This is a genomic window from Brucella tritici (assembly GCF_902825325.1).
Lineage (GTDB): Bacteria > Pseudomonadota > Alphaproteobacteria > Rhizobiales > Rhizobiaceae > Brucella.
Window position 1 is genome coordinate 130,153 of record NZ_CADEAR010000002.1, and the last position, 18,616, is coordinate 148,768.

Below are 18,616 nucleotides of genomic sequence, written 5' to 3' on the forward strand. Positions count from 1 at the left end.
ACCTAAAGGGTTGTTCTTGCCCGTAACGCAGCAGCAAGCGTGCCTTCATCCAGATAGTCGAGTTCGCCGCCGACCGGAACCCCATGGGCAAGCCTCGTGACGCGTATGTCGAAGCTCGATAGCTGGTCGGTGATGTAATGCGCCGTGGTCTGGCCTTCGACGGTGGCGTTGACCGCGAGAATCACTTCCTTGATCTCACCGGTGGAAACCCGTTCCACCAGTCCCTTGATGTTGAGATCGTCCGGGCCGATGCCATCGAGCGGCGACAGGCGACCGCCGAGAACGTGATAGCGCACATTCATCGTGCCAGCCCGTTCCAGTGCCCATAGATCGGAAACATCTTCCACCACGATGAGGGTGGCGGGATCGCGCCGCTCATCGGTGCAGATCGTGCATGGATCGGACGTATCGACATTGCCGCAGCACGAACAGATGCGCACCTTTTCGGCAGCCTCTTGCATGGCGCCGCCAAGCGGCACCAGAAGCGCTTCCTTCTTCTTGATAAGGTGCAGAGCCGCACGACGGGCCGAACGCGGCCCAAGCCCCGGCACACGGGCCAGAAGCTGGATGAGACGTTCGATTTCAGGACCGGCTATTCGTTTGGACATTGTCTTAGGGGAGTAAGGGAGTAGGGGAATAAGGGAGTAGGAAAAAGGATCAAGGGAGTTTGCACCGTTGCGACAGACCGCCAGGCAAACATACTCACCTATTCCCTTATTCCCCTACTCCCCTGAGAATTAAAACGGCAACTTAAACCCCGGAGGGATCGGCAGACCGGCGGTGAGCGACTGCGTCTTTTCGGCCATGGCCGCTTCGAGCTTGGCCTTGGCGTCGTTATGCGCCGCGATAATCAGATCTTCGAGGATTTCAACCTCTTCTTCCTTCATCAGCGACGGGTCGATCTTCAGTGCCGACAAGGTGCCCTTGCCGGAAAGCGTGATCGTCACCAGCCCGCCGCCCGAAGAGGCCGAGGCTTCAAGATTGGCGATCTCGTCCTGCATGGCCTTCATCTTGGCCTGCAATTCCTTCGCCTGCTTCATCATGCCCATCATGTCACGCATGGGTTCACTCCATCATTCCGTAAATCAGTCGTCTTCAGACGGTCCGCCAGGGATTTCCGCCACGGCATCGAGGTCAATGTCCTCGTCGTCATTCTGTTCCGGTACGGCAATGCGCACATCGGTGATTTTTGCGCCTGGAAAGGCCGCGAGAATAGCGGCGACATCGGGATCGGCACGGGCGTCGGTCACCAGATTGTCGCGTCGCTCGGTTTCTGCCTCCGAAATGGTCTGCCCCGCCACATCACGCGCGACGGTCACCACCCAGCGAATGCCGGTCCAGTTCAGGAGGCGTTGCGAAATGTCGCTCGGCAAAGATTTCGGCGCATCGTCGGTCAGGCCGATTTCGAGCCGTCCGGGTGCAATGGATGCAAGCCGCACACAGCTCTTGACCAGAATCTTGAACTGCATGTCGCGATGCTTGTCGGCGAGTGCGACGACATCATGCAGGCTGTTGACCGGCACCGAAGGCTGCGGCGTATTCTCGACGAATGGCTGCGGCGCGACAGACGGCTGAACCGGCTGCGGTGGTGTTTCCACGATACGCATGGCCGTTGCCGGTCCACCGGAGACGGGAGCCATCGAGGACGATCCAACCGTATCTGTGACAAAGCGCGCTTCAGGCTGACCGCCGCCGCCATTCGGCCGCGGATTGCCCGGCTGCGGACGCGGCGCCGAAACGGAGCCATTGTCGAGGCCGCGAATCGCTTCATCCAGTGTCGGCAGATCGGCTGCATGAGCTAGCCGGATCAAAAGCATTTCTGCGGCCTGAACCGGTCTCGTCGCCGTATCGACTTCCGCAATGCCCTTGAGCAGCATCTGCCAGGTGCGTGACAGCACACGGACAGAAAGTTTCTGCGCGAATTCCCGACCGCGCACGCGCTCATCTTCCGACAGGGACACGTCTTCTGCCACATCCGGCGTGAAACGCAGGCGTGTCACGAGATGGTTGAAATCGGCAAGATCGGTCAGCACGACCGACGGGTCGGCACCGACATCATATTGCGCGCGAAATTCCGTCAGTGCGCCAGCCACATCGCCGCGCATCAGCATCTCGAAGAGGTCGATGATACGGGCACGATCGGCAAGGCCGAGCATGGAGCGCACGGCTTCGGCTGTAACAGTGCCTGCGCCATGCGCGATGGCCTGATCGAAGATCGACAGCGAATCGCGTGCCGAGCCTTCGCCTGCGCGTGCGATCATGGCGAGCGATGTGTCATCCACCGCGATCTGTTCCGCTTCCGCGATGCGACGCAGATGTTGCGCCAGCGTGCCCGATTCGATGCGGCGCAGGTCGAAGCGCTGGCAGCGCGACAGGACCGTGATCGGAACTTTTCGGATTTCGGTGGTGGCAAAGATGAATTTGACGTGCGGCGGCGGCTCTTCCAGCGTCTTCAACAGGCCGTTGAAAGCCTGATTGGAGAGCATGTGCACTTCGTCGATGATATAGACTTTATAACGCGCAGAAACCGGGCGGTAGCGCACCTGCTCGATGATCTCGCGGATGTCATCGATGCCCGTATGCGAGGCGGCGTCCATCTCGATCACATCGACATGACGGCCTTCCATGATCGCCTGGCAGTTTTCGCCCTGCGCGGAAAGATCGATAGTCGGCTGGTCGATCGTATCTGTCTTGTAATTGAGCGCGCGCGCCAGAATGCGCGCCGTGGTCGTCTTGCCGACCCCGCGAACGCCGGTGAGCATCCAGGCCTGCGCGATGCGGCCCGTCTCGAACGCGTTCTTGAGCGTGCGAACCATCGGCTCCTGGCCGATAAGGTCGTTGAAATTCTGGGGGCGATATTTGCGGGCGAGAACGCGATAGGCGCCATCGGCGGATTTTGTGTCCATAGCGACCCTTCCGTTCTTCCTGTTCCGCTTTTTTCTCAGTCGCCAGTTTGGACCGGACGCATGAGCGGCGTCAACCAAAGAGGCAACCCATCAACAGTCGTCGGCGTCGTGAGAAAGGGTGGGAGGCTGGCACGATGACCCGTGCCGTGGCTCGTTAGGGCTGCTTCCTTCCGGACCTGACCCGGTTGGCGAGTGGCTCGTCCACCACCAACCTCCCACGCTGCATATCGTCAATTGTGAAGCAAAAAGCAAGGTGGGCGCCACGCAAAAAGCAAGCGCGGGACGAAAAAAACTGGTAAATGTCGGCCTATGGAACAGTTCGAACTCGATAAACGGCTTCAAGCCGACACTTTTTCTGTCGCCAAGCTCGGCCTATGCGAGCTTCGGCTGATGAACGACCGGCGCTGGCCATGGCTGATCCTGGTGCCGCGCCGTCCCGGCCTTGCTGAAATCCACGATATGACCCCGCTCGACCAGACCATGCTGACCTTCGAGACCGGTATCGTTGCGCAGGCGCTCAAGGCCGTGACGGGCTGTGAGAAGATCAATACGGGTGTGCTCGGCAATATCGTTCGGCAGCTGCATCTGCATGTCATCGCCCGCAACGAGGGCGATGCAGGCTGGCCCGGCCCGGTCTGGGGCTTCGGAACCCGCGAGACCTATGACGAAAAAGATGCCCACCAACTGATCGCCGACATTCGCACGGCGCTTTAGTTTATTTTCACACGCATCTTTTCCGAAAACCGTTTCACACTTTTCGGGATGCGCTTTAATCCCCCAACAATTCCGAGATCGATATGACTTTCCGTCTCTATGACCTGCCGGAAATCGAACCGAGCCGATCTGTCGGATTTTCCGGCAACCGGATCGACCGCCAATCCGAAAAGCGACAGGATGATTCTGCCTTTACGGCTCTGGAACTTCCCGAAACGCGAATCATGCTGCTGGGCGGCAACAGGCTTCTTCTCGACTATACCGATGAAAAAGCGCCGCGCGCCTTGTTTCGCCTTGGTGAGGCGAAGGAGTTTGCGCCCGATCTCAATGAACCCGTTCTGCTCGGACTTCAGGACGGCGTGCCGCTTGTCGCGTTGACGACACCGCTCGACCCCGAGACGATGGAAGCCCCTTTCCGCCTGCAGGATTATCGCAGCATCTATACGGAAGGGCTGGTATCCGCCGACCTGCTCGGCGCGCTGGCGCAAGCCGCAGCGCTGACCGCATGGCATGCCAATCACCGTTTCTGTGGACGTTGTGGCACGAAAACCGACATGCGTGCCGGCGGTGCCAAGCGGCAATGCCCGAACTGCGGTGCCGAACATTTCCCGCGAACCGATCCGGTGGCGATCATGCTGCCGGTGCGTGGCGAAAAATGCATTCTGGCCCGCAGCCCGCATTTCGCGCCCGGCTCCTATTCCTGTCTCGCAGGCTTCATCGAGCATGGCGAAACGATCGAGGCTGCCGTGCGCCGCGAAAGCTTTGAGGAAATGAAACTGGCAATCGGTCGCGTCGCCTATCATGCGAGCCAGCCCTGGCCGTTTCCCTATTCGCTGATGATCGGCTGTCATGCCGAGGTTTTGAGCGACGACTTCACTATCGACCGCTCGGAGCTGGAAGACGGTCGCTGGTTCTCAAAGGCCGAAGTGCGGACAATGCTGGAAGGCACACATGAAAATGGGTTGCGGGTGCCGCCATCCGGTGCCATCGCAACCCATCTGATAAAGGCCTGGGCGGAAAACTGATTCCGCCCGATATTCTCTAAATTACTCTGCAGCGAGCAACTGCGTGCCGCGAATATCGCTGCCCTGATAAACGCCGAGAATGCGCACTTCCTTGGTGAAGAAGCGCAGTTCTTCCAGCGCGAGCTGGAGATTGTGGTCCTCCGGATGTCCTTCGACATCGGCATAGAACTGCGTGGCGATGAAACGCCCGCCGATCTGATAGCTTTCGAGCTTCGTCATGTTGATGCCATTGGTGGCAAAGCCGCCCAGCGCCTTGTAGAGCGCAGCCGGGACGTTGCGCACGCGGAAGACAAAAGTCGTCACGATGCGTTCGCCATTTTCGGGACGCGGCGCCCACTGCTTGCTCTTGGACAGAACAACGAAGCGAGTCACATTGTCTTCCGCATCCTCGACATTTTCTTCCAGAATATCGAGACCATAGAGCTCGGCAGCAAGGCTTGGCGCCAATGCCGCCATGGAGCGATCCTTCATATCGGCGACGAGACGGGCGGCTCCCGCCGTATCACTCGCGATGACGCCCTTCCAGCCGTTCTGGCGAATGACGTTGCGGCACTGGCCGAGTGCATGGACATGGCTGTGAACGGTCTTGATTTCTTCGCGCTTGACGCCCGGAAGCACCATCAGCTGGAAATGGATCGGCAAGAAATATTCGCCAATGATGTGCATGTCGGCGAGCGGCAGCAGATAATGAATATCGGCGACGCGACCGGCCAGCGTGTTCTCGATCGGGATCATGGCGAGATCGGCAGCGCCAGTTTCAACCGCGTTGAAGGCATCCTCAAAAGTCGGGCACGGCAAAGGCTCCATATCGGGAAACATGTTGCGGCACGCCGTATCGGAATTTGCGCCCGCTTCACCCTGAAAGGAAATCCTGTTGGTTTTCATCGTACCATGCTTTCTTAAATGCCACTCATTGTGGCCGTTATACCAGGGCGCTGGGATGCTAACGCATCACGCCCTGAAAATGCTCAATCGCCGCACAGGCTTAACCAAAACTCGATGAGTCAACTCATCGAGTTTTGGTATTAGATACCCTGTGCTACAAGACGACGGGCCCGGTCAAGATCGGCCTGCGTGTCGACGCCGAGCGGCACCGTTCTCACAAGTTCCACATCGATGCGCATTCCGGCTTCGAGCGCCCGCAACTGTTCGAGTTTTTCGCGCTTTTCCAACGGTGACTGACCGAGCTTGACGAAGTGTTCAAGTGCTGCGCGGCGATAGGCGTAAAGGCCGATATGGTGATAAAGCGGGCCTTCGCCATAGGGCGCAGTTGCACGGGTGAAATAAAGCGCGCGCAAGCGGCTGTTACCGGCAAGCGGGGAACCGACGATCTTTACCACGCTCGGATTGGTCTTTTCCGATTCCTCCTCGATTTCGACGCCAAGCGTCGCAATGTCGGCGGGTCCGTCTTCGAGCGGCAGAAGCGCGCGGCGGATAATATCGGGATCGATGGTCGGCAGATCGCCCTGAACATTCACGACGGCATCAAACTCGCCCGCCGGATCGACTTTCATCGATGCTTCATAGATGCGGTCGGAGCCGGATTCATGATCCTCACGCGTCATGATGGCTTCGTGGCCATGCGCGGTAACAACTGAGAAAATCTCTTCGCTGTCGGTTGCGACCACGGTCCGGCCCAGCTTTGCAGCCGCTGCACGATCGGCCACATGAACGATCATCGGCTTGCCGCAAATATCGGCGAGCGGCTTGTTTGGCAGCCGCGTAGACGCCATGCGCGCCGGGATAAGAGTGAGTGTCTTTAATGTCTGAAGCATCATCGCCTCTTGAGATCGATAGGTCGCGGACGTCTTGTAACCCGCTTTGCCAATGCTGGAAATGCATCAAAAGTGTCAAAAAGTCACGGGTCTAGTCACCCTTATAGGTGTTGCATCGCCCTGGTAAAAGACCTAGTTTCCGCCCGATGCCGGGGAGAGAATTGCGACCTTTATTAAAGGTTTGCATGCCGGCTAGGAGAGCGTTCTCGGGGAGAGCGTTTTGGTAGAGGGAGCGCTGACCGGCGATGAATTCAACCCGGACTAACAAGTTTATCATGGCTTTTCTGGCAACGGTGTTCGTTGTCATGACGACAGGCATCCTGTCCGATTCGCTGTTTCACTCGCCTGCGCCTGAAAAGCCGGGCTTTGCCATCGAAGCGGCGGAAGCCTCGACCGGTGAAGGGGGCGCTGCGCCGGCCAAGGAAGAAGTTTCCATTGCGACGTTGCTGCAGTCTGCCGATCCGGCACGCGGTGAAACCGTCTTCAAGCGTTGCGCTGCATGCCATACCGGTGAAAAGGGTGGCGCCAACAAGGTTGGTCCGCATCTGTGGGATGTCGTGAACCGTCCGGCTGCCTCCGTTGAAGGTTTCGGCTATTCGGCTGCCATGAAGGAATTCGGTGCTGGCGGCAACAAGTGGGATTTTGAACATCTCAACAAGTTCCTGACCTCGCCGAAAGGCTTCATCAAGGGTACGGCCATGGGCTTTGCCGGCGACAAGAAGGACAATGAACGCGCCGATCTGATCGCTTATCTGCGTACGCTGTCCGACAATCCGGCTCCACTGCCGACCGCTGATGCGGCACCTGCTGAAGGTGGCGATGCAAAGCCTGCCGAAGGCGAAAAGCCCGCAGAAGGCGCACCGTCAAGCGCACCGGCTGGCGGCGAACAGAAGCCTGCGGAACCGGCACCCGCTAATTAAGCCGACAAGATAGAAACACGATCAAAGCCCGGTTCTCCGGGCTTTTTTCTTGCCGGCGTCAAATTTCTTGCCCCAATGCCTTTCTTCCTCCGCAAAAACCCATAAGACTTCATCCCAATATATCCGAAACAGGAACGGAGAGGCTGGATGAGAGCTTTTTGGGCGGGTGCGTTCGCAGTGGCCATGCTTGCGAGCACGGTTTCAATGGGGCGCACAAATGACGCGCAACCCCAATGGCGATATTCCTCCAGCCTGCTTGGCGAGCCCAAATATCCAGCCGATTTCAAACATTATGACTATGTGAACCCCGATGCGCCGAAAGGCGGCACGCTGAACATGGTCGCCGTCGGCACCTTCGACAGTCTCAATCCATTCGTGGTGCAGGGCGTTCCTGCCGCTGGCCTGTCCGACTTCGGCGGTGGGATGCTCTACGACACGCTGATGACGGATTCGGTCGATCAGCCCTCCACCCAATATCCTGTGATCGCCGAGGCCCTGCAATATCCTGACGATTTCTCCTGGGTGAAATTCAAGCTCAATCCCAAAGCGAAATGGCATGACGGCCAACCGATCACCGTCGATGACGTGATCTGGTCATTTGACGTGCTGAAGAAGCAGTCGCCGATGTACAACAAATACTATGGCGACGTGGAGAAGGCGGAAAAGACTGGCGAACATGAGGTGAAATTCACCTTTAGCCAAAAGGGCAACCGCGAACTGCCGCAGATTCTGGGGCAGCTTGCCGTTCTTCCCAAGCACTGGTGGGAAGGCAAGGATGCACAGGGCAGGCAGCGCGACATCACCCGCCCGACGCTTGAAATCCCGCTCGGCTCTGCCGCCTACAAGATCGACAGCATGACGCCCGGACGCTCCATCACCTGGGCGCGCGTCGATGACTATTGGGGCAAGGATCTGGGCGTCAATGTCGGGCGCAACAACTTCGACCGCATCGCTTACGAATATTATTTCAATGAGGATGCGACCTGGGAAGCCTTCAAGAAAGGCGGACAGTACGATTACCGTAACGAGAATCGCGCCCAGCGCTGGGCCGAACAGTATAATTTCCCGGCCGTGCAGCGTGGCGATGTCGTAAAGGCCTCGTTCCCCTATCACGCCGTCGGACGTATGCAGGGCTATTTTCTGAACACGCGCCGCGACAAGTTCAAGGATCCGAAAGTGCGTCAGGCACTGACTTACGCCTTCGACTTCGAATCGATGAATCGCCTACTGTTCTTCAACCAGTACAAGCGCATCAACAGCTATTTCGCAGGCAATGAACTGGAACTGAGCGGCCCACCGACACCAGCGGAACAGGCGATACTCGAAACGGTGAAGTATGCGCTTCCTGCCGACGCATTGACCAAGGAATTCAAGCTGCCGGTCTATGACACGCCGCAGGCCACCCGCGAAAACCTGCGTACTTCGCTGAAACTCTTCTCGGAAGCAGGCTGGACATTGCAGGGCAACAAGCTGGTCGATGCCAAGGGCAATCCGTTCACCATCGAATTTCTCGGCAAGGACCCGACGGACGAGCGCATTTACAATCCATTCGCCGCAAGCCTGCGCAAGATCGGCATCAATGCAACTGTACGCATCGTTGATGCGGCGCAGTATCAGGCCCGTGTCAACGATTTCGACTATGATGTGGTGACCTCCATCATTCAGCAAAGCAGTTCGCCCGGCAATGAGCAGCGTGACATGTGGGGCTCCAAAGCCGCCGATTTCAAAGGCAGTCGCAACTATGCCGGTATCAAGAACCCGGCCATCGACAAGCTGATCGACCGTGTGATTTATGCCAAGGACCGGGACGAGCTTGTCGCCTCGACCCACGCGCTCGATCGGGCTTTGTTGTGGAACTACTACGTCATCCCGCAATGGTATGATGACAAAATCAACGTGGCTTACTGGAATAAATTTGGAATGCCTGAAAAGCAGCCCGATTACAGTGGCATTGACCCGTTCTCCTGGTGGATAGACCCTGCGAAGGAAGCCAAGCTCAAGACCGGCAGTGAATGAGGGCCGGACGACAATGACGATCCTTCGCATGAATCGCCGCCATTTTCTGGGGCTTTCGGGAACTGCAGCCATTGCGGCCCTCCTGCCGCCAAGGGCCTTTGCCGACATACCGACGGGCAAGGCACTGCACGGACTTTCGGCTTTCGGTGACCTGAAATACGGTCCCGATTTTCCGCATTTCGACTATGCCAGCCCCGAAGCACCGAAGGGCGGCACGTTCAATTTCGCGCCGTCGAGCTGGGTCTGGAACCAGAATACCGATACGTTCAACACGCTGAATACCTTCACCTTCAAGGGTGATGCGCCGCCGCGCATGGAACTGACATTCGATACGCTGATGGCTTCGGCGCTGGATGAGCCCGATTCTGTCTATGGCCTGATCGCGGAAAATGCGACGCTTTCGAAAGACCGCCGCAGCTGCACCTTCAAGCTTCGCAAGGAAGCGCGCTTTCACGACGGCTCGCCGATCGAGGCGAAAGACGTGCTGTTCACCTATACAACCATCAAGCAGAAGGGCCATCCGATCCTGCGCCAGTCGCTGGCTGGAGTGGAAAAGGTGGAGGCAACCGGCAGACGAGAAGTGCGCATGCGCTTCGTCGAAGGGCGCGGGCCGAACGCCATTCTCGATGCCGTTACCGTGCCGATCCTGTCGGAAAGCTGGTTCAAGAACCGCGATTTCGAAGCGACAACCATGCAGCCGGTGCTCGGCTCCGGCGCTTACAAGGTCGGGAACTTCGCCGCCGGTCAGTTCATCGAATATGACCGCGTCGAGGATTATTGGGCGAAAGACCTTCCGACACAGAAGGGCTTCAACCATTTCGACCGCATTCGTATCGAGTTTTTCCGTGACCGCCAGCCGCAATTCGAAGCCTTCAAGAAAGGCAGTATCGATTACCGCGAGGAGAGCGTCTCCAAAAACTGGGCGACGGGCTATGATTTCCCGGCCACACAGCAGGGAAAGGTCATCAAGCGCACCTTTCCGCGAGAAAAGCGCCCGCTGATGCAGGCATGGGCGCTGAACCAGCGCCGCGAACGGTTCCGCGATCCGCGCGTGCGTGAAGCAATTGCGCTCTGCTTCGACTTCGAATGGACCAACGAGCATCTTTTCTACAAAGTTTATGCCCGCTCGCAATCCTGCTTCAACGGATCAGATTTTCAGGCAAGCGGCCTGCCGACACCTGATGAGCTGAAAGTCCTTGAACGCTATCGCGGCAAGCTTCCGGACGCTGTCTTCAGCGAGGCTATACTCATGCCTGTATCGGATGGGACTGGCCGCGACCGAGCGCAGTTTGCGCAGGCCATCAAACTGCTGGAGGCGGTCGGTTTCGAACGCAAGAACGGCCAGTTCCACGACAAGGACGGATCGAAGTTCACGCTGGAGATTCTGAGTAACTCCGAAGGCTTCACCCGTGTCTATAATCCGTTCATTCAGAAATTGCGGGCCATTGGCATTGATGCGAGCCAGCGTCTGGTGGATGCAAGCCAGTATCAGGCGCGAATGCAGGATTTCCAGTTCGACATGGTGGGTATAGCGCTGCAGTTCAGCCCCACGCCGACACAGGAATCGCTTGCCGGCATGTTCGGCTCCGAATCGGCCAAGGTGCCGGGCAGCTACAATCTTCCTGGCACGGAAGATCCGTTGATCGATGCGCTGATTGCGGATATCGGCAAGGTTTCGAGCCGTGAAGAACTCGTCGCCACGATGCGGGCGCTTGATCGGTACTTGCGTATCCGTCGCGACTGGATTCCAAATTGGACGACAGCGAATCATCTCGCGGCCTATTGGGACCGGTTCGGCTTCAAGGAGCCCAAGCCCGATTACGGCTTTCCTGTCGAGACGCTGTGGTGGATAGATAATGAAAAGGCACAAGCTGTTGGCAAGCCATAAGACAAACCTGAACCTGCGGAGAAAACCGAGCTGATGGGCGCTTACATTCTCCGCCGTCTGCTTCTGATGATCCCGACGATTTTCGGCATCATGGCTATTTCCTTCGCTGTGGTTCAGTTCGCTCCCGGTGGTCCAGTCGAGCGCGTGATCGCGCAGCTTTCCGGCCAAGGCGGCGATGCTCTCGACCGCCTTTCGGGCGGTGGTGGTGATTTCGGGCAAAGTGCCGTCGACAGCGGCTCGATCAATTCCAAATATCGCGGCGCGCAAGGGTTGGACCCGCAATTCATCGCCGATCTGGAAAAGCAGTTCGGCTTCGACAAGCCACCGCTGGAACGATTCGGCCAAATGCTGTGGAACTATCTGCGTTTCGATTTCGGACGCAGCTACTTCCGCGATATCAGCGTGATCGACCTCATCAAGGAAAAGATGCCGGTTTCGATTTCGCTCGGCCTGTGGCTGACTTTTCTGTCCTACATGATCTCTATACCGCTCGGCATTCGCAAGGCTATCAAGGACGGTTCGCGCTTCGACACCTGGACCAGCGCCGTCATCATCGTCGGTTACGCCATTCCAAGCTTCCTGTTCGCGATTCTGCTGATCGTGCTGTTTGCAGGCGGCTCGTTCTTCGACTGGTTCCCGCTGCGCGGCCTCACCTCACCCGATTTCGCGCAAATGTCGTTCTGGGGCAAGATCGGCGACTATCTGTGGCATATGGTGCTGCCGGTAACCGCACTCGTGCTCTCCGCCTTTGCCACCACGACGCTTCTCACCAAGAATTCGTTTCTGGAAGAAATCCGCAAGCAATATGTGACCACGGCCCGCGCCAAGGGGCTGACCGAGAATCAGGTTCTCTATCGTCACGTCTTCCGCAATGCGATGCTGATCGTGATTGCCGGATTTCCGGGCGCCTTCATATCGGCCTTCTTCACCGGTTCGCTTCTGATCGAGACCATCTTCTCGCTCGACGGGCTTGGCCTGTTGGGCTACCAGTCGGTCATCAACCGCGATTATCCGGTGGTCTTCGCCAATCTCTTCATCTTCTCGCTGATCGGCCTTCTGGTCGGCCTCCTGTCCGACCTCACCTATACGTGGATCGATCCGCGTATCGACTTTGACCGGAGGGACGTGTGATGACCGACACCACCCTCACCCCAACCACAAAGCCGGTAAAACGTCCGTTTCTGTCGCCACTCAACAAGCGCCGCTGGCAGAACTTCAAGGCCAACAAGCGCGGTTACTGGTCGCTGTGGATTTTCCTGTTCCTGCTCATCGCAGCGCTTTGTTCCGAGTTCATCGCGAATGACCGGCCTATCCTCGTTTCCTACAAGGGCGAGCTGCTGATGCCGGTTTTCGTCGATTATCCGGAAGAGAAATTCGGCGGCTTTTATGCCGTTACCGATTATCGCGACCCGGTGATACAGGACGAGATCAACAATAATGGCTGGGCTATCTGGCCGCCGATCCGCTATTCCTACAACACCGTGAACAACGAGATACCGGAAGCAGCGCCGTCGAAGCCGTTCTGGCTCTATTCGGCGGAAGAACGCTGCCAGCGCTATCCACAGGGCGTGAGCGATCCCAATTGCCGCTTTGGCAATTTCAATCTGCTCGGCACCGACGATCAGGCGCGCGATGTCTTCGCACGCGCACTCTACGGCTTTCGCATTTCGGTGTTGTTCGGCCTGATTCTCACCTTCTTCTCCGCCATCATCGGCGTGACGGCTGGTGCAGTTCAGGGCTATTTCGGTGGCTGGGTCGATCTTTTGTTCCAGCGCTTCATTGAAATCTGGTCCTCGATCCCGGTTCTCTACCTGTTGCTGATTATCGCGGCGATATTGCCGCCCGGCTTCTGGGTGCTTCTGGGCATCATGCTTCTGTTCTCATGGGTGGCTTTCGTCGGTGTTGTGCGCGCGGAATTTTTGCGGGCCCGAAACTTCGAATATGTGAATGCCGCGCGTGCGCTCGGCGTGAAGAACGGTACCATCATGTGGCGGCATCTCCTGCCCAACGCCATGGTCGCGACACTGACCTTCCTGCCTTTCATTCTGAACGGTTCTATCACCACGCTGACCTCGCTCGACTTCCTCGGTTTCGGCCTGCCGCCCGGTTCAGCTTCGCTGGGCGAACTGCTCGCACAAGGCAAGAATAACCTGCAGGCACCCTGGCTCGGCATTACAGGCTTTGTGGTCATCTCGCTGATGCTGTCGCTTCTGATCTTCATCGGTGAGGCAACACGCGACGCCTTCGATCCGCGAAAGGCATTTCAATGAGTGGGCCAATGAGCGGGTCAATGAACGAATCAGGGAACAAAATCCTGCTGTCCGTCCGCGATCTATCTGTAGCCTTCCGCCAGAATGGCGAGGAACGCATTTCCGTGGATCGTGTATCCTTCGACATTACCGAAGGTGAAACGGTAGCCCTTGTCGGCGAATCGGGATCAGGCAAATCCGTTTCGGCCTTGTCGATCCTCAAGCTGCTGCCCTATCCATCTGCCAGCCATCCTTCCGGAGAAATTCTTTTCAACGGCAAGGATTTGATGAAGGCTTCGGAGCCGGAACTGCGCCGTGTGCGCGGCAACGACATCACCATGATCTTTCAGGAGCCGATGACCTCGCTCAATCCGCTGCACAGTGTGGAGCGGCAGATCGGTGAAATCCTGAAAATGCATCAAGGCATGGGGGAGCAGGCCGCACGGGCGCGGACGCTGGAACTTCTGAACGAAGTCGGCATTCGCGAACCGGAAAAGCGCCTGTCGGCCTTCCCGCACCAGCTTTCCGGCGGGCAGCGCCAGCGCGTCATGATCGCCATGGCGCTTGCCAACAAGCCGAAACTGCTGATTGCCGACGAGCCGACCACGGCACTCGATGTCACCGTGCAGGCGCAAATCTTGAAGCTGCTCGCCGAGTTGAAAGCCGCACAGGGCATGTCGATGCTCTTCATCACCCACGACCTCGGTATCGTGCGCAAGATCGCCGACAAGGTCTGCGTGATGAGCAAGGGCAAGATCGTCGAGGCCGGGCCGACCAAGGAGATTTTCGAAAACCCGCAGCATCCTTACACCAAGCACCTGCTTGCCGCCGAACCGAAGGGCGAGCCGCCTGCTGCTGATCCGGCAGCAAAAACGGTAATGGAAGGCAAGGATATCCGCGTCTGGTTCCCGATCAAGAAGGGCTTCATGCGCAAGACCGTCGACCATGTGAAGGCGGTGGACGGGATCGACGTAAACTTACGCGCCGGACAGACGCTCGGCGTCGTCGGCGAATCAGGTTCCGGCAAGACGACGCTTGGCCTCGCATTGTCGCGCATGATTTCATCCAGGGGCGAGATCAGGTTCGACGGGCGCGATATTGCCAAGTTCAGCTTCAAGGATATGCGCCCGCTTCGCCGCGAGATGCAGATCGTGTTTCAGGACCCGTTCGGCTCGCTTTCCCCGCGCATGACCATCGCGGATATCATCGCCGAAGGGCTTCTGGTGCATGAGCCTAAACTGTCGGCAGACGAACGCGATGCGCGTGTCGTTGCCGCGCTCAACGAGGTCAATCTCGATCCGGAAACCCGCTTCCGCTATCCGCACGAATTTTCCGGTGGCCAGCGCCAGCGCGTCGCCATTGCACGTGCCATGGTGTTGAACCCGAAATTCGTCATGCTGGACGAACCGACATCCGCGCTCGATATGAGCGTGCAGGCACAGGTGGTCGATCTGTTACGCGCATTGCAGAAGAAGCATGATCTCGCTTATCTTTTCATAAGCCACGACCTGAAAGTGGTGCGGGCGCTGGCCAATGACGTGCTGGTGATGCGTAACGGCAAGGCAGTCGAATATGGCGCGGCGAAGGATGTCTTCGCCCACCCGCAGACCGATTATACCAAGGCGTTGATGGCGGCAGCCTTCCGCATGGAAGCAACAGAGGGAGGAACGAAGCAATGACAAACAATGATAAGGGCAATATCCTTCTGGCGATCACCGACTGGGACCCGGAAATCTGGCTGAAGACGTTTCGGGATCACGCGCCGGACCGCCCGGTGGTGACGGATCGCACGGAAAACGATCCTTCCATCAAATATGCGCTCGTATGGAAGCAGAAGCCCGGCTCGCTTGAGAACCTGCCCAATCTGAAGGTTATCTTCTCGCTGGGCGCAGGCGTCGATCACGTCTTCCGCGATGACCGGATTCCCGATGTGCCGCTGGTGCGCATCATCTCCGACGATCTTACCATGCGCATGACGGAATATGTCGTCTGGCAGGTGCTGGACCATCACCGTCTCGGACAGCGCTATCGCAAGCAGCAGCAGAATCATGTCTGGCACGAGGATCGCCGCCAGCCAGCCGCGCACGAGGTGACGGTCGGCATCATGGGCCTCGGTGTGCTCGGGCGCGATGCTGCTGAAAAGCTGAAGTTGCTCGGCTTCAATGTCACCGGCTGGAGCCGCCGCCAGCAAGAGATCGATGGCGTGCAGACCTATCATGGCAAGGACGGTTTTGGGAAATTCCTCAAGACGGCCGACATATTCGTCTGCCTGCTGCCGCTGACGCCTGACACAAAGGGTATCCTCTCCATGTCGATGTTTGCGCAACTGAAGAGCGACGGGCCGCTCGGTGCTCCGGTGCTGATCAATGCCGGACGCGGCGGTCTTCAGAATGAGGCGGATATTCTGGCCGCGCTCGATCGCGGGCTTCTTTCGGCAGCTTCGCTTGATGTGTTCACGCAGGAACCGTTGCCAACCAGCAGCCCGCTCTGGGATCATCCGCGTGTGACGATCACACCGCATGCGGCGGCAAGCTCATCTGCTACCGCCCTTGTGCCGCAGATCATCCGGCAGATCGAAGCTTTTGAGCGCGACGGAACGCTGGAACACATCGTCGACCGCAACACGCAGTATTAAGCAGCGATCCCGATTGCCCCATCCTCGCCGACCGTCACCCGATGGCCGGCGAATTGCTTTTGCGCTTCGCGGTCGAGTTCAATGGCGATAGGCACGTCATGCCCCATTTCACGCGCCACGATGAGGCCAAGGAGCAGGATCGCATCCGGTTCGTGCAGGACAATGGCCGCAGGCGCATGACCGCTATGGACCAGTTCCAGAAGAACGGCTGCAGCCGATGAAGACCCGATGGTCCCAGGCAGGCACAACACACGGCCGGCAATGCTCTGCCCATGTTCCGGATGGCGCACGTCGGCAATCCGCCCGCTCTTCGGATCGACACCGCCCCAGAAACTGATCGGCGCAGAGAGAACCAGCGCCTCAGCATCGGCCCCTTTGCCTGCAACGAGTATGGAACTTTCCCCTGTGCTCATGCCGCCTGTCTCCCGAAAACCGGCCTGCCCGCGACAGCACTTTCCACGCATTCTTCCAGCGAGCCGTAAAGCACGCCATAGCCGGTATTGCCGGGTGCATAATGGGCGAACTTTCCTGAATTGGTCATCAGGACGGCATCATCCTTGAGCGGCAAAATGGGTGTAACGACCACGCATGTATCGGCGACAATGACGACGCCTGCTTTTTCAAGCGCCTGCCTGCGTCCGTCTTTCTCCAGTTCGACCAGCGCATGACGGCCCGTGCAGGCATAAAGCGGCACTGCGAGCTTGCGTTCCGCTATCGTGCGCTCCAGGCGGTCGAATTCGGTTATCGAAAGATGCGGACTGCCAATGGCAACAGCGTCGATATGATCCACCCGCTCGACCGTCGAAAGCCGCTTGTGCGTCGCCTCGATCATTTCTCGCGTGACGTTGATGACGCCCTCCGGCTTCTGGTGCTGCAAAGCCGTTTCAAGATCGGGAGCCTCGGGCGTCACGCCTGCAATATGGAACAGACCGACTGCGCCAACCGATGCCGATGCCGCGCCAAAAGCCTTTAGATCGTCTTCATCGGGATGGACAGGATGACCAGCAACGACACCGATATTCGTGCCCACGCTGCGACCGAACAGATTGCCGAGAATGGGCCAGGCCACTTCTGAGGACAGGAAAGCCGGATCGAGTGCCGAAATATCGATCACCACCGTGGCGCGACGGTTTTGGCTTTGATGCAAACCATAATCGGGCGCACGGCCAGCAATCGCGCACGCAATATCGAGAAAGTCGCCGTAGCGATTGGTGCGCGCGCCGAGGACCGAATTGCAGAATACGACTGCATTGGATTCACCCCAGGCGACATCAGTGCCCTTTGCAGGCCTGTGCCCGGCCTGATAGGGAGCGCAGGTCCAGGTCGGCTCGCAGCCGAGCTTGATATAAGCTCGCATCATACGCTTGGCCATATCGGCCTCGTGAGCCGGCAACAGATTACGCGAACAGCCTGTCAGATCGATAGAGCCGACATTGAGCGTAGAACGCACCTTTACCTTTGCACCGCCCTCAACCAGCTTTTCTGCAAAAAGCGTTCCGCTGTCGCCGTGATAAAGCGCGCCGTCAATATGAGCGGATGCAACAGGGATCAGACGCGGCGCACCCATCAATCTTGCAGTATCGGCCACGATGCGCATGGCCATCGCAGCGCCTTCTCCCTGATCGCCTGCGGCTGTCGACCGCTCTTCATGGGTTAATGTCAGTGCCATGCTCAGCCTTTTTGCGTGCCTTGTAACGAATGGTCTCAAAACGGACATTCAGGGCATTATAGAGCAGCAGACGACCGACCAGCGGCTCGCCGATGCCAGTAATGAGCTTGATGACTTCCATCGCCTGCAGGCTGCCGATCACACCCGGCAGGACGCCAAGCACACCGGCCTCAGCGCAGGTTGGCACCGTTCCAGGTGGCGGCGCCTCCGGGAAAAGATCGCGATAAGATGGGTTCTGTGTGCCATCCGGCCCGGTCGTATAGGGCATCAGCACGGTGACCGTGCCATCAAAACGGCCCATGGCACCCGTCACGAGCGGTCTTCCCACTCCGGCAGCAGCATCGGCCAGAATATAGCGCGTCGTGAAATTGTCCGAACCATCCACCAAGACGTCATAATTGCCGATCAAGGCTTCGACGTTGTCCGCATCGAGGCGAAGCTGGTGTCCTTCCACCTTCACATGCGGGTTGATGCGGGCAATAGTGGCAAGCGCGCTTTCCACCTTTGGCTGGCCCACACTTTCCGTATCGTGAATGACCTGTCGTTGCAGGTTCGATAGTGAAACAGTGTCGTCATCGACAATGCCGAGCGTGCCGACACCGGCAGCCGCCAGATATTGCAGCACAGGCGCGCCAAGCCCGCCTGCGCCTACGATCAGCACACGCGCGGCCTTCAGCTTCTGCTGGCCCGGACCGCCAATTTCCGGCAGCACGATATGGCGCGCATAGCGTTCAAGTTCTTCGGACGAAAATGGTCTGGATGGTGCATTCATGCCTCAAACATATGCCTCTCCCAAGGCGCTGTCAGCGGATATTTTGC

The 18,616-nt window shown here is 58.1% G+C and carries 17 protein-coding genes and 1 other RNA gene; 9 read left to right on the top strand and 9 right to left on the bottom strand.

Annotated elements, in window-relative coordinates; all coding sequences use genetic code 11:
- Positions 1–2: 2 nt before the first annotated feature.
- The 4 genes from recR to ffs all read right to left on the bottom strand — a co-directional run bounded on the left by recR (position 3) and on the right by ffs (position 3,122).
- The gene (gene recR / locus HWX93_RS02805; protein ID WP_176036435.1) at positions 3–608 is read right to left on the bottom strand and encodes a recombination mediator RecR; all 606 of its coding nucleotides are present in this window, start codon (positions 606–608) and stop codon (positions 3–5) included.
- A 129-nt stretch (positions 609–737) separates the two neighbouring features.
- Complete coding sequence (locus HWX93_RS02810; protein WP_109987129.1) at positions 738–1,061, bottom strand: YbaB/EbfC family nucleoid-associated protein; 324 nt, start codon at positions 1,059–1,061, stop codon at positions 738–740.
- Positions 1,062–1,085: 24 nt separating this feature from the next.
- Entirely contained in the window at positions 1,086–2,906 is a 1,821-nt protein-coding gene (locus HWX93_RS02815; protein ID WP_176036436.1) for a DNA polymerase III subunit gamma/tau, read from the bottom strand.
- A gap of 118 nt (positions 2,907–3,024) precedes the next feature.
- An RNA gene (gene ffs, locus HWX93_RS02820) (signal recognition particle sRNA small type) lies at positions 3,025–3,122 on the bottom strand.
- 93 nt (positions 3,123–3,215) lie between these two features.
- On the opposite strand from ffs, the gene HWX93_RS02825 reads away from it, so the two are divergent.
- Together HWX93_RS02825 and nudC are read left to right on the top strand one after the other, a co-directional pair.
- Positions 3,216–3,620 (top strand): HIT domain-containing protein, encoded by a 405-nt coding sequence (locus tag HWX93_RS02825; RefSeq protein ID WP_176036437.1) that lies wholly within the window; start codon positions 3,216–3,218, stop codon positions 3,618–3,620.
- A gap of 83 nt (positions 3,621–3,703) precedes the next feature.
- Positions 3,704–4,645 carry an NAD(+) diphosphatase gene (gene nudC / locus HWX93_RS02830; protein ID WP_176036438.1) on the top strand — a complete coding sequence of 314 codons (942 nt, stop codon included), beginning with the start codon at positions 3,704–3,706 and terminating at the stop codon, positions 4,643–4,645.
- A gap of 21 nt (positions 4,646–4,666) precedes the next feature.
- On the opposite strand, the gene HWX93_RS02835 is transcribed toward nudC, so the two are convergent.
- Positions 4,667–5,530, bottom strand: coding sequence for a prephenate dehydratase (locus HWX93_RS02835; protein ID WP_176036439.1), 864 nt, complete (start codon positions 5,528–5,530; stop codon positions 4,667–4,669).
- Positions 5,531–5,670: 140 nt separating this feature from the next.
- A complete protein-coding gene (locus HWX93_RS02840) occupies positions 5,671–6,420 on the bottom strand; it encodes a 3-deoxy-manno-octulosonate cytidylyltransferase (RefSeq protein ID WP_176036440.1) in 750 nt (249 codons plus the stop codon).
- Positions 6,421–6,665: 245 nt separating this feature from the next.
- On the opposite strand from HWX93_RS02840, the gene HWX93_RS02845 reads away from it, so the two are divergent.
- The 7 genes from HWX93_RS02845 to HWX93_RS02875 all read left to right on the top strand — a co-directional run bounded on the left by HWX93_RS02845 (position 6,666) and on the right by HWX93_RS02875 (position 16,128).
- Positions 6,666–7,340: a c-type cytochrome gene (locus HWX93_RS02845; protein ID WP_109987124.1), complete on the top strand. Its 675-nt coding sequence runs from the start codon at positions 6,666–6,668 to the stop codon at positions 7,338–7,340.
- Between the two features lie 147 nt (positions 7,341–7,487).
- A complete protein-coding gene (locus tag HWX93_RS02850) occupies positions 7,488–9,356 on the top strand; it encodes an extracellular solute-binding protein (protein WP_176036441.1) in 1,869 nt (622 codons plus the stop codon).
- Between the two features lie 13 nt (positions 9,357–9,369).
- A complete protein-coding gene (locus tag HWX93_RS02855; RefSeq protein WP_176036442.1) occupies positions 9,370–11,244 on the top strand; it encodes an extracellular solute-binding protein in 1,875 nt (624 codons plus the stop codon).
- A 33-nt stretch (positions 11,245–11,277) separates the two neighbouring features.
- Positions 11,278–12,375, top strand: coding sequence for a microcin C ABC transporter permease YejB (locus HWX93_RS02860; RefSeq protein ID WP_109987121.1), 1,098 nt, complete (start codon positions 11,278–11,280; stop codon positions 12,373–12,375).
- Positions 12,375–13,514 (top strand): ABC transporter permease, encoded by a 1,140-nt coding sequence (locus HWX93_RS02865; RefSeq protein ID WP_109987120.1) that lies wholly within the window; start codon positions 12,375–12,377, stop codon positions 13,512–13,514. Before HWX93_RS02860 ends, HWX93_RS02865 begins: the two co-directional genes overlap by 1 nt.
- Complete coding sequence (locus HWX93_RS02870; protein ID WP_176036443.1) at positions 13,511–15,172, top strand: ABC transporter ATP-binding protein; 1,662 nt, start codon at positions 13,511–13,513, stop codon at positions 15,170–15,172. Before HWX93_RS02865 ends, HWX93_RS02870 begins: the two co-directional genes overlap by 4 nt.
- Complete coding sequence (locus tag HWX93_RS02875; protein WP_176036444.1) at positions 15,169–16,128, top strand: 2-hydroxyacid dehydrogenase; 960 nt, start codon at positions 15,169–15,171, stop codon at positions 16,126–16,128. The genes HWX93_RS02870 and HWX93_RS02875 overlap by 4 nt, the downstream gene beginning before the upstream one ends.
- Here the strand turns inward: HWX93_RS02875 and HWX93_RS02880 are convergent.
- The 3 genes from HWX93_RS02880 to HWX93_RS02890 are packed head-to-tail and all read right to left on the bottom strand — an operon-like array spanning position 16,125 to position 18,569.
- Positions 16,125–16,541: an aconitase X swivel domain-containing protein gene (locus HWX93_RS02880; protein WP_176036445.1), complete on the bottom strand. Its 417-nt coding sequence runs from the start codon at positions 16,539–16,541 to the stop codon at positions 16,125–16,127. The genes HWX93_RS02875 and HWX93_RS02880 overlap by 4 nt on opposite strands.
- Entirely contained in the window at positions 16,538–17,797 is a 1,260-nt protein-coding gene (locus HWX93_RS02885) for an aconitase X (protein ID WP_176036446.1), read from the bottom strand. Before HWX93_RS02885 ends, HWX93_RS02880 begins: the two co-directional genes overlap by 4 nt.
- Positions 17,775–18,569 carry a molybdopterin-synthase adenylyltransferase MoeB gene (locus tag HWX93_RS02890; protein WP_176036447.1) on the bottom strand — a complete coding sequence of 265 codons (795 nt, stop codon included), beginning with the start codon at positions 18,567–18,569 and terminating at the stop codon, positions 17,775–17,777. The genes HWX93_RS02885 and HWX93_RS02890 overlap by 23 nt, the downstream gene beginning before the upstream one ends.
- Between the last annotated feature and the right edge of the window lie 47 nt (positions 18,570–18,616).